The 12,170-nt window shown below is 34.1% G+C and carries 7 protein-coding genes; all 7 read left to right on the top strand.

Annotated elements, in window-relative coordinates; genetic code table 11:
* Positions 1–45: 45 nt before the first annotated feature.
* The 7 genes from DOK76_RS05360 to DOK76_RS05330 all read left to right on the top strand — a co-directional run bounded on the left by DOK76_RS05360 (position 46) and on the right by DOK76_RS05330 (position 11,860).
* Positions 46–1,482, top strand: coding sequence for a catalase (locus tag DOK76_RS05360; RefSeq protein ID WP_206965526.1), 1,437 nt, complete (start codon positions 46–48; stop codon positions 1,480–1,482).
* A 136-nt stretch (positions 1,483–1,618) separates the two neighbouring features.
* Positions 1,619–2,494, top strand: a complete 876-nt coding sequence (locus tag DOK76_RS05355) for an ABC transporter ATP-binding protein (protein ID WP_370590096.1) — start codon at positions 1,619–1,621, stop codon at positions 2,492–2,494.
* Positions 2,495–2,506: 12 nt separating this feature from the next.
* Positions 2,507–3,316, top strand: a complete 810-nt coding sequence (locus tag DOK76_RS05350; RefSeq protein WP_206965522.1) for an ABC transporter permease subunit — start codon at positions 2,507–2,509, stop codon at positions 3,314–3,316.
* Positions 3,317–3,934, top strand: a complete 618-nt coding sequence (locus tag DOK76_RS05345; protein ID WP_206965520.1) for a TetR/AcrR family transcriptional regulator — start codon at positions 3,317–3,319, stop codon at positions 3,932–3,934.
* A 295-nt stretch (positions 3,935–4,229) separates the two neighbouring features.
* Complete coding sequence (locus tag DOK76_RS05340; RefSeq protein ID WP_206965518.1) at positions 4,230–7,418, top strand: hypothetical protein; 3,189 nt, start codon at positions 4,230–4,232, stop codon at positions 7,416–7,418.
* A 115-nt stretch (positions 7,419–7,533) separates the two neighbouring features.
* On the top strand, positions 7,534–8,667 hold the full coding sequence (locus DOK76_RS05335) for an exonuclease SbcCD subunit D (protein WP_206965516.1): 1,134 nt from the start codon (positions 7,534–7,536) through the stop codon (positions 8,665–8,667).
* A gap of 10 nt (positions 8,668–8,677) precedes the next feature.
* The gene (locus DOK76_RS05330; protein ID WP_206965514.1) at positions 8,678–11,860 is read left to right on the top strand and encodes an AAA family ATPase; all 3,183 of its coding nucleotides are present in this window, start codon (positions 8,678–8,680) and stop codon (positions 11,858–11,860) included.
* Positions 11,861–12,170: the final 310 nt, after the last annotated feature.

The raw sequence follows: 12,170 nt of genomic DNA, 5'->3' as shown, positions 1-12,170 counted from the left end.
AGCATATAAGTGTACCAAAAATAAATTAAAGCGGAGGAATATTGAATGACAGATTATTTAACAACGAATCAAGGCTCACCTGTTAAAGATGATCAAAATTCATTAACAGCAGGAGTAAGAGGTCCAATCTTAATACAGGATACTCATCTATTAGAAAAGTTAGCTCACTTTAACCGTGAACGTGTCCCAGAACGAGTGGTTCACGCAAAAGGTGCTGGAGCTTACGGTGAATTTGTCGTGACGAATGATGTGTCAGATTATACGAAAGCAGCATTTTTATCAACTGTTGGTAAGAAGACAGAAATGTTTGCTAGATTCTCTACGGTAGCAGGTGAGTTAGGGTCAGCTGATACACTAAGAGATCCTCGAGGGTTTGCTCTTAAATTCTACACAGAAGAAGGTAATTTTGACTTCGTAGGAAATAATACACCCGTCTTTTTTGTAAGGGATCCATTAAAGTTCCCAGATTTTATTCACACACAAAAAAGAAACCCACAAACCCATTTAAAAGACCCAAATGCTGTTTGGGATTTTTGGTCACTAAGTCCAGAATCATTGCATCAAGTAACTATCTTGATGAGTGATCGTGGTATTCCAGCAACATTCAGACACATGCATGGTTATGGTAGTCATACTTACATGTGGACAAATGAAGCAGGTGTCCCACACTTTATTAAGTACCACTTCAAAACAAATCAAGGTATTAAATGCCTACATGCAGATGTGGCTGAGGAGTTAGCTGGATCTAATCCAGACTGTCACACAGAGGATTTATTTAATGCCATTGAAGCAGGAGATTACCCATCTTGGACTCTTTCAGTTCAGGTGATTCCGTATGAAGATGGTATTAACTATGCTAGTGATATTTTTGATGTGACAAAAACAGTATCACAAAAAGATTATCCATTGATTGAAGTAGGTGTCTTTACCCTTAATCGTAATCCAGACAATTACTTTAATGAAGTTGAGCAAGCAACATTTTCACCAGGTAACTTTGTTCCTGGGATTGAAGCGTCTCCAGATAAACTACTTCAAGGACGTTTATTTGCTTATGGAGACGCTCATCGTTACCGTGTAGGTGCCAATAGCCATCATCTACCAGTTAATGCACCGAAGAACAACTTACGTAACCATCAACAAGATGGCAGTATGAGCTACATAAAAGCTAGTGCATCAGTGAATTACAGTCCAAATAGATTTGACCGTCCAGTTGAAGCACCTGAACATAAAGATTACCGAGCTGAACTACAAGGAACAGTCGGCAACTTTGATTACAATGATGACTTCTACTCACAGGCAGGTATTCTTTATAATATCTTTACTGAGGAAGAAAAAGAGCGTTTGGCAGATAATATTGTATCAGGCTTAAAACAAGTCACTTATCCTGATATTATTCATCGTCAATTGAAACATTTTTACGCAGCAGATGAAGATTATGGATATCGAATTGAAATGAAATTAAAACAATTAAAAGTTATTTAATAGATTAGGAAAGAATAGGTTGTGATGAGTTTATTCACAACCTATTTTTTATGTTTTTTTAAAATTGACTTTCCGGTCAATTAGGAATAAACTGATGTTGACTTGAAAGTCAATGAAAGAAAGTAGGTGCTTCGGCGTGTCAGCTATTATTGAAATGAATCAATTAACAAAGACGTATAAAGGAGTAAATGCTGTAGAAAAAGTGTCTTTAAACATTGAAGAAGGCGAGATTTTTGGTTTTATCGGACCAAATGGTGCAGGAAAATCAACAACGATTAAAATGTTACTTAACTTTATCTTTCCAACTTCAGGGAGTGCTTCTATTTTTGGCTTAGATTGCGTAACAGATAGTTTAGCCATAAAAAAAGAAGTGGGATATGTGTCCAGTGATGTGAGGTACTATCAGGATATGACGTCACGAGATATTTTTAAATACACAGCAGATTTTCATGGTATTAGAAATAAAGAGCAAGTCATTGATGAGTATGTGTCATACTTTGAAATTGACCCAGATAAAAAAATAGCTAAGTTGTCATTAGGGAATAAAAAGAAAGTCGCTATTGTATCAGCTTTATTACAAAATCCTAAATTACTTATTTTAGATGAGCCAACGAATGGGTTAGATCCCATGATTCAACATCGTTTATTTGAAGTCCTTGAAGCAAAACGAAAAGAAGGCATGACTATCTTTTTATCTAGCCATGATTTACATGAGATTCAGGCTCATTGTGATAGGGCGGCTTTTATAAAGAATGGCCAAATTATTTCAGTGGAGTCCCTTCAAAAAGGACAAGACTTAGAGAAAAAAGTCATGATAAAAGCAAGTAACTTAAATAAAGAGCAACTTGTGGCCTTAGGTGGCAGCAATATTCAACAAATAGACAATCAATGGAGCTTTATCTTCCAAGGAGATATGAATCAGTTAATGAGTCAATTAACACAACTAGAGATTCAGGATTTAGTGATTCAACCTCTTGATTTAGAAGATAAGTTTCTATCGATGTATGAGTAAGGAGAATGAATCATGACAATAACTAAGATTGAATGGCAAATGAATAAAAAATCCCTGTTGATTTGGACACTTAGCTTAAGCATCATAGTCGTTTTATTTATGAGTATTTTCCCTTCTATGAGCAATTCAGCTATGGCAGATATGATGACAACAAAATTATCTTCCTTACCTGAAAATATGCTAAAAGCATTTCATTTGAATAGTGGACCAAGCTTAATTGAACCAACTGGCTATTTTGCTTATGTATTTCAATATATCTTTATCGCAGCGAGCATTTACGCTGTAATGTTAGGCAGTAAAATGCTAGTGAAAGAAGAAACAGAAGGAACTATTGAATTTCTCTACGCTCAACCGGTTAGTCGCAGTCGAATTATTGGTGAAAAAATGGTGGCAAGTATTGCGATGATAGGCTTATTTTGGTTAGTCATTTATGGGTTTAGTCTAGGAGCGACTGTTTTTTTCAATAACACAAAATTTGCAACAAAAGACATAGTTATTGGACTTAGTAAGATTTTTGCAACGGAATGGTTTGTTCTCTTATTTTTCTTATGTCTAGGATTTCTTTTATCTAGTTTGTTGAAACAAGCCAATCTTGGTATCAGTATGGGCTTAGTTTTTATCTTTTACTTAGGTGGTATTATGGGAGATTTGGAAGAAAAATTGAGTTTTCTAAAAGATATCTCACCAATGGCTCAAGCAGGTCCAGCAGCGGTTCTTGAAAAAGATTTTTCGTGGGGATTTGCAGGTATTTTATTTGGTATCAGCATTCTTCTCTTTATTTTGGCAAGACTGACTTATCAAAGAAAGGATTTAAACGTCTAAATGGAAGAAAAAGCAGAAAAAATTTTAAAAGTAGCTACTCAGGAATTTGCAACAAGTGGTTACCATCGTACAAAAATGGAAACAATAGCAGAAAAAGCAGAAGTTTCAAAAGGGTTAGTATTTCACTACTTTAAGTCTAAGAAAAAACTATACACAACGGCTATCACCGTAGCTATAGAGACCTTACAGGCTCTGTTTGATTATGACAAATTCCCAAAAGACAGTTTACTTTCATTGTTTGAGTATTCATTGGCGTTAAAATTTTCAATCGCCAAAAGCCATGAGTTTGAGATGGGGTTGATGATTGAAGTTTACAGTCATTTAGAAACGTTGCCACCTGACTTGCAGAAAGATATTATGGCTTATATTGAAGATACAACTCAAACAAGCTATCGCATTATTGCCTCAATTATTAGGCAAATGCCGATTAAAGAAGAATTTACAGAAGAAGAAGTAGTTAAGTTGGTTTTGATGGTCTTTAATCAAATTGAGTTAGAAGCTAAAGCTAAAATGCAACATGAGCCGATCTCTGATTTGTCTCAATTTGATGAACTAATCAAAGAAACCAGTCAACAGATGAAGATATTAGAACAAGGATTTTTGAAGAAAAGCAATTAAGGGAAAGAAAGAGATAATCGTTGTGATTATTTCTTTCTTTTTTATAACCAAGGTTTATTAGTTAATATAGTGAAAAATATATTTTATTTATCACCTTCATTTTTATGTTATTTTGGAATAAATAAAAGCCTGAAATTCTATTTTAGTGGTGAATATTAACTTTAATAACTGTTATGTATGGTAAAATATACAATAATGTTCAAAAAACATGCGTAAAATGTGTTATAATAAGTATGAGACGTATTTTAAAATAAAAGCTCAACAAAATATATAGATGAAATAAGAGGAGAAGACTATGAAAAAGACATTATTTATTATAATTAGTTTGTTTTTCGCATTAATGATACCGATTAATACTTTAGCAGAAGTGACATCGTTTTCTGATAGTTCTTCTATTGAATATGTTACTGAATTTTCTGAAGAAGGAACAACATTCAGTAGTGTAGATGAATCCACAACAAGCTCAACCGTAAAGGAAGAAATCAATCAAACAGCTGGGGGAATGGCTTTACAAGCCCTAGGATCAAAATACTATACCGTTGATTATGGCCCATTAGCACCCAAAGAGTCAGGATTGGAATTACTTCCAGTTGTAGAGATGAAAACTACTACTTATAAAGAGTTTAAAGATTTATTACAGAGTGATTCTTTAATCAGAATAAAATTGATTGGAGATATAATGTTTCCTAATGATGAAGCAAATGCCCGTATTGTGATTCCTGAGGGAGGCAATAAGGAACTTGATTTAAACGGAAATAAATTAATAGCAGGCACAAAGGGGCAAATAGAAGTCCAAAGTGACTATTTTAATATGAAGAATGGAAGTGTTAGAGGTGGTTACTGGAATGAGTCTTGCTGGATTCCGAGTATAGTATGGGGAGAAAACCACGCTTATGCACGTGGAGGTTTTATTTACTCACCAACTACTTCTAAAACAGCTAGTCTTGTATTTGAAAATATTACTCATGAGAGTGAATATCGCGAAAAAGATGATAAAGCCCGTGGTGGATTTGTTGTAGGTATAAATGATGACATTTTTTTCAGTGGAGTTAATAAATTAACCAACGGAAACTTTAATGCCAAAGGGGGAAATGTCACATTCATTAATGGTGATTTTACAGGAGAAGTAACCTATAACGGTGGTTGGTATAATGCAGGGCCGTTCTCCCGAGAAAGAGGGGCTGTGAATCTATCTTTTCCGGGATATGATGATCAAAAAAGACGACCGGCAAATGCCTTTGATGGTACGAGAAGAGTTACTGTAAAAGAGGAGGCAAGCGTCAACCTTACAAATCACAACACGAATCATAGTGAATACAATAATAATATTGGTAATTTTTCGACGATTACCGTTGATGGAGAAATGAGAATGACATGTAAAAGCCCAGCTATGAGAACAATTGCCTCAGAAAGAGATACTCAATCGGCTGGTAACTATGAGAGTGATGCTCAAACATGGAATGGAATGGCTAATATTAATATTAATGAAGGTGCCATTTTTTATGCCGAATCGACTCATCCAAGTGGGAATTCAGGAGTGATTTATACATACAGACTTAATGTCAATGTAGATAATCCTTATCTTCTAGACTTAAGATATTTTGGTAATTGGAATTTCTTTAGAGCGTACTATAGAGGATTTGGTCCTGCAGATATTAGAAATAGTAATTTTAATGTCTATAATTCAGATCTTGGTGTTTGGAATCGGGATAAATTGGGCGTTAAAAACCCGGATGAATATTGGCAGAATATGGATTATTTAAAAGTTTCTCAGTTTTATGAAGGAAATAGAGGAAGTGTGACTGCTGAACCTAAAAAAAATAAAATAGAGGCCTTTGATATTAATAAATATGGGCGAGTTTCAAATGATATAACAGTTCCTGTCGTTATACCTGGAGAGGAGTTTGAGATAGGTTCTAGAAAATACCAAGTAGGAAATGGCTCAGACAAATTTTATGGAACGACAGCGTATCGTAATTTAGAAGATGGTTCTATTGTCAATAAACCAGCAGTTGGAGCAAAAATAGAAATACGTGATGCTACTAATAAAGTTGTTACAGAAACACTTGTAAAAGAAGATGGCTCATGGGAATTTGATGCATTTTTTAAAAAGAGGATTAAAGCAGGGAATCATACTCTTCGATTAGAAGATAAGGGGCAACGTGAAGACAGTGTTCCTATACTTATCAAAGATACACTCCCTCCAATAGGTGAGTCGAAGCTATATATTTTCGAAGAAAAATTAGCCAATGCTCTTAATAGTCCTCAGACAAAATCATTAAAAAGTTATGAAGATGAAACAACTACTGATAAGAACAAATTAAAATTTGCTTATCGAGTGAGTGATGAGGATAAAGCTAGAGGGATCGATTTAGAGCATATCAGGACAACTCCAGGTTTTTATGAAGTGTATGTGGATATAACAGATGAGGCTGGTAATACTGGTCCTGTTTTAGCACCTATCATGGTGCATGAAAAAGGAAAACCTGTCTTTGATAGCTTTGTGTCGGGACGAGATTTCAACATAGACTTTCACAAGTGGGACATGTCATCTGACTCTGAAAAACAACAATTCGTAAAGGATCCTAATTATGGTTATGGTCGAGCTTTTAAAATAGATAAGGTAACAAATACATACACTGAAGTAACAGATACAACTGATTTTATTATTGATATTCCTACTAAACCCTCAGGAGGGTGGCAACCAGATACATCTCATAGTATCAAATTGAGTTTAGGGACATATAGTAGAACCATTGAAGCACACCTTGAAAAAAAATCAGTTAACATGACAGTTATTCAAGTATATGAGGATCAAAACGGTAAAAAAATATATAAAGATATAAGTGATCAACCCAAAGAAGTTGATGAATTTAAGTACACAGTTGATTCAGGCGCTGATTTAATGAGTGAATTAGAAAAATACCCATTAGCAGATTCTAATTTCAAACTTACTTACGATTGGTATAATAGCCCTAAGAAAAATGAGTATAAAATAATGATTGATGGACAGGAATCACCGCCATTACAAAAAGTACCTACGAAGGATTTTACTATTCTTTATGAGTATGGTGGGAAAATGACTGTAGAAGCATCAAACCTTCATTTTGGACAAGAAGAAGTTACAGGTGTTGATGGTAAAATAGGTTTGCCTAAGGGTGGTAATGCAACTCAAAATAAAGACATTGAAATAATAAACACTACGTTGAGTCCTGAATGGAAGCTAAACGTTTCTGTCCCTAAAGGGATTAAAACGATACCAGATAATGTCAAATCAGAAGTTTTCTTAGGGCATTTAATGTTTGAGAGAAACGGTAATCCTGTTACGATTGGCTCAACAGGAACAAAATTCACAGATCATGTAACAACAGGTGACAAAATGACAACTGTCATTCCAATGGATATTAAACTAATACAAAATGTAGGAAATAAAAAGAGTCATTACAAAGGTGAAATGCTTTGGTCATTAGAAGATAGTCCTTAGTAAGAAAGATAAAAGACTGTGACATGAGTTTATACTTGTGCCACAGTCTTTTTTTGTCATTATCTTTTTAAAACTTTGATATAATAGGAATACGAGCTTTATTAGGAGGGGTATAATGAAATTTTTACATACAGCTGATTGGCATATTGGTAGAAAATTAAATGGTTTTTCTTTATTAGAAGAACAAGAAGATGTGTTTCATAAAATGATGGCTATTGCTAAGGAAGAAGATGTCGATGCCATTGTGATTGCTGGAGATATATATGATCGCTCAATTCCATCAATAGAAGCGGTAGCTTTGTTTAATGAGATGATGATAGAGATGAATATCAAAGAAAAGTATCTGGTATTAGCTATTTCAGGAAATCATGATAGTTCTACACGACTTGAAACAGGGAGTTATTGGTTAAAGACCCAAGGATTCCATTTGCATACTCGTTTGGAAGAAGCCTTTATACCTGTTGTTTTAGAGGACACTCAATTTTTCTTATTGCCTTATTTTGAACCGTTCCATGCGAGACAATTTTTTGGTGATGATAGGATTAAAGATATAAAAACAGCTATGATTCGAGTGGTTGAAAAAATGACAGAGATGTTTGATCAAGATATGAATCATGTCTTAGTAAGTCATTTTTTTGCAGCAGGATCATCGCGTAGTGATTCAGAGACATCTATTGAAGTAGGGGGACTAGACAGTGTTCCAATGGACGTTCTTGAGGTGTTTGACTATGTTGCTTTAGGTCATCTTCATGACAGTAGAGCTATCACAAGTCACGAAAGTATTCAATATAGTGGGGCATTATTAAAGTATTCATTGTCAGAAGAAAAACAAGAAAAAGGAATTCGAATTGTTGAGTTGAAGAAGCAAAGTGTTAACAATACCTTTATTCCTTTAAGCCCTTTAAGAGATGTGGCTCATATAACAGCGTCGCATAAAGAATTGACGACACCAAGTTACTATAATCAGATAAATCGAGAGGACTATTTAGGAATTTCTCTAACAGATACTACAGTGATTACTAATCTATTAGTAGAATTGAGACAGATTTATCCACGTATTATTAGTTTAGATCGAGTAACTCATGAAAGTAAAAAAGTGGAGATAGCTCAAAAAGAAAAAGCATTAGTCAAGTTAAGTCCAGATGTTTTGTTAAAAAAATATTTTGAAGAAATCACCGAAGAAGAGTTAACCGAACATCAATTGACCTGGATTGAAGAAGCCATTATTCAGAATAGAAAAGAAAAGTAGGGGGATAAGTATGCAACCAGTACAGTTAATTTTAAAAAACTTTGGACCTTATGAAGATAGCATCATTGATTTTTCTGCCTACTACGCGCGGTCGTTATTTCTAATTACTGGTAAAACGGGAGCGGGAAAAACGACACTGTTTGATGGCATGAGTTATGCTTTATATGGAAGTACGTCAGGTGGATTAAGACAAGGAAAAGAAATGAGATCCAATTTTGCTGCAGTAGGCGCTAAAACCAAAGTAGTTTTTGAGTTTAAACAAAATGGGAAAGTCTACAAAGTCGAAAGAGAACCGGAACAACTTGTAAAAAAACAACGAGGTGAAGGGTTTAGAGAGCAACCATCAAATGTGAGATTGACGATTTATGATGAGATGGGTCAAGAAATTAATCAAATGACTAAGCAAAAAGATGTGGGTCCTTTTCTAAGTGATTTATTGCAATTGAATGAGCAACAATTCTCACAAATAGTGATGCTCCCTCAAGGAGAATTTAGACGATTTTTGATTGCGGATAGTAACAGTAAAGAAAAAGTTTTACGAAAATTATTTAATACCTATTTTTATCAAGATGTTGCAGAATATTTAAAAGACCAAAAAAAACACCAAGAAAAAACCTTAGACGGTATTCAGCAAGAACTTCGTGTACTGGTCAATCAGTTGGAATGGCCTGCAGATATTAAGGAAAATAATGATATTAAGGAAAATAATGATATTAAAGAAATGCATTACAAAGATGTATTAGACTTGTATAAAGAAGCAAGTAGTCTGTTTTATCAACGAGAAAAAGAGTTAGAGTCATCTTTAAAAGAAGCTAAATTAAAGGAAAAAGAACATCAAGGTTTATTACAAGAAGAAAAAAAGTGGCAAGAAAAATTTGAAGAGTATCGAGATGTTTTAAAACAACTTGAATCCCTTAATGAAGAAGGATTAAGGAATCAGGAAATAAAAGAAAAATTGGATTGTCTTATCATAGTCAAGGAAAACGTGTCTGTTTTTCATCGATTGATAGAGTTAACAGAAGAAAAAGAGACAGTTCAAAAAGAGCTAGCAGAAGCAAAAGAGCAGGAAAAACAACTGAAAGAAAGCTTAGTGTTAACCTCAAATAGCTTGGGATTAATACTTAAGGAAGAAACTGAGGTACTGGTCAAAAAAGAAACATTAAAAGAGATGGAAAAAAGCATTCCTCTTTTAGAGAAAAAGAAAATGCTAGAGGAGCAAGTAAGGCAAATAGAAAAAGAGTTAGTTGAAACGAATCAACAACAAATGAGTCTGGAAGAAACAGTATCCAAATTAAAAAAACAACAGAATGAATTGACTAACTTATTAAAAAGCAAACCAGCATTATTAGAAAATAAATACCTAGAAGAAAAACAATTAGTGGAGAAGAAACAACAGGAAAAGCAATTAAAAGAATACCAACTAATGCAGCAACAACTATTGGTAAAAGAATCATTATTACTTGAAAAAGAAGAGCAACTATCGAAGTCAACGACAGAGTGGGAAGCGGCAGATAAGCATTATAAAGAAATGAAAAGTGAATGGGCAAAAGCGCAAATCGCTAAATTAAGTTTGGATTTAGTACCTGGAGAAGAATGCCCCGTGTGTGGAGCTACTGAGCATCCTAAACCAACTCATGGAGAGTTGTTAACAAAAGAAGATATGAAGATTCTAGAAGAAAAACTTGAAAAAGCTGAAATAAAAAGTATAGAAAAAAAAGAAACTTTAGTGACTATCATGAATCAAAAAGATTATGCAAAAAAAGAGTTGGTCTCATTAAAAGATGAGCTACATCTAAAAAATAAAGAGCTTAGGAACTATTTGCAAATAGATATACCTGAAGATGAGTGGTTGAGTCAAGTGATAGTGGAAAAAGAAAAACTTGAGGAGAGCATTCAACAAAAAGCAGATAGATTATCAGAGATGTTAGAACAAGAAGAAGCTTTAGAAGTTCAAGGTGTAGAACTAGTGAGCAGTGAAGGTGAATTAACAATCGTGGCTGAGAAGAAGAAAGCACTTGAAACACGGCTACTTATTAATAAGACAACTTTGACTGATTTATTAGGTGATTTATCAACAGAGTGGGGAAATTTGAAGGAATTGGTTGATAAGCAAAAAGTTCTTCAAGAAGAAGTCGCTCAATGGTTAAGTTTAAAAGAGAAGCTTAGTATCGAAAAGGAAGAGCAAGCTAAAGCGTTATTAATTAGTCAAACGACGTTAAAAACAAGTAAAGAAAAGGCACGAGAAATTAATAAAAAATGGGAAGCTAAGCAAGAAGAGTGGGATTACTTTTTAAATCAAGAAAAGCTAACGGAAGAAGAAGGACGATTATTAATAAATGACTTACCAAAACTTGAAGTGTATCGAAGCCAATTAGTGGAGTTTAGTAAAAAAGAATATGCATTGAATGAATCAAGAGAAACTTTAGAAAACCAACTTGGTGATAGACAAGAACCGAATTTAGCTCCTTTAATTGAGTTAGCACACCGTTTAAAAGAAAAAGTAGATATTCTTCAACAACAGTGGACAGAACTCACTATTTTGTTAAAGAATAATCAAAAATTGATTGACACAGTGATGGATAAAGAGGCATCGAAAGAAGATATGCTGCGATCTTTTGAAGAGATAGCCCAGTTGGCGGATGTAATGTCAGGAGATGGTCCTCATAAACTGAGTGTGGAACGCTTTGTTTTACAGACGTATCTGAAAAAAATATTAGAGCGTGGTAATGAAAAATTGATTGTTCTCACAAATGGCCGTTATCGCTTTGAACTAAAAGAAGAGCAAGGGGCGTTTAAAAATAAAACCGGCCTTGAAATAAATATTTTTGATGACAACGTTGGAGCTATTAGAAGCGTCAACACCTTATCAGGTGGAGAAAGTTTTATCGCAGCACTTTCCTTAGCATTATCTCTGTCTGAAGTTATTCAAGAAGAGTCTGGGGGAATCAAAATAGACGCTATGTTTATTGATGAAGGGTTTGGATCTCTAGATGAAGATGCTTTAGAAATGGCTATACGCTCTCTAGAAAGTATTGAGGGAGAAGGTCGATTGATAGGTATCATCTCTCATGTGAGAGAGTTAAAGGAAAGAATTCCTCAACAACTTCAAGTTAAATCAACAGTTGATGGAAAAAGTTATGTGGAAACATGGATTGATTTTGAAAAAATTCCTATGTCGTCATTAGTTGAATAATCTCTCTGAAGATAGACACATTTTCGGAGAGCTTTTATGATGCAAGCTCTATCAGATAGATTTGAAAAATGATTGTTTAATTATATAATATGGTGATTAAGGTACAATATTTGTTGGTACGTGTTACAATTGTATTCTAAAAAACTTTAGTTTGAACAGGATAGAAAGTATTTTTTGAAAAAAATAACAATATTACTTTTAAGGTTAATCATATTAACCCAAAATACGATGGAAAATGTATATAGTCAAGAAGTAACTGAAGCTGATATTGTGTCTGAAATAACAGAATTTTCAGAAGATGAGTTACTTG

This window comes from Candidatus Vagococcus giribetii (genome assembly GCF_017316185.1).
Lineage (GTDB): Bacteria > Bacillota > Bacilli > Lactobacillales > Vagococcaceae > Vagococcus > Vagococcus giribetii.
Note: the sequence above shows the minus strand (reverse complement) of the source record. Positions and strands in the feature narration are given on the sequence as shown.

What these genes read in the sequence shown, in the direction of transcription:
- DOK76_RS05350 (WP_206965522.1), top strand. Translation starts at nt 2,507, where the DNA reads ATGACAATAACTAAGATTGAATGGCAAATGAATAAAAAATCCCTGTTG.
- DOK76_RS05345 (WP_206965520.1), top strand. Translation starts at nt 3,317, where the DNA reads ATGGAAGAAAAAGCAGAAAAAATTTTAAAAGTAGCTACTCAGGAATTT.
- DOK76_RS05330 (WP_206965514.1), top strand. Translation starts at nt 8,678, where the DNA reads ATGCAACCAGTACAGTTAATTTTAAAAAACTTTGGACCTTATGAAGAT.
- DOK76_RS05335 (WP_206965516.1), top strand. Translation starts at nt 7,534, where the DNA reads ATGAAATTTTTACATACAGCTGATTGGCATATTGGTAGAAAATTAAAT.
- DOK76_RS05360 (WP_206965526.1), top strand. Translation starts at nt 46, where the DNA reads ATGACAGATTATTTAACAACGAATCAAGGCTCACCTGTTAAAGATGAT.
- DOK76_RS05340 (WP_206965518.1), top strand. Translation starts at nt 4,230, where the DNA reads ATGAAAAAGACATTATTTATTATAATTAGTTTGTTTTTCGCATTAATG.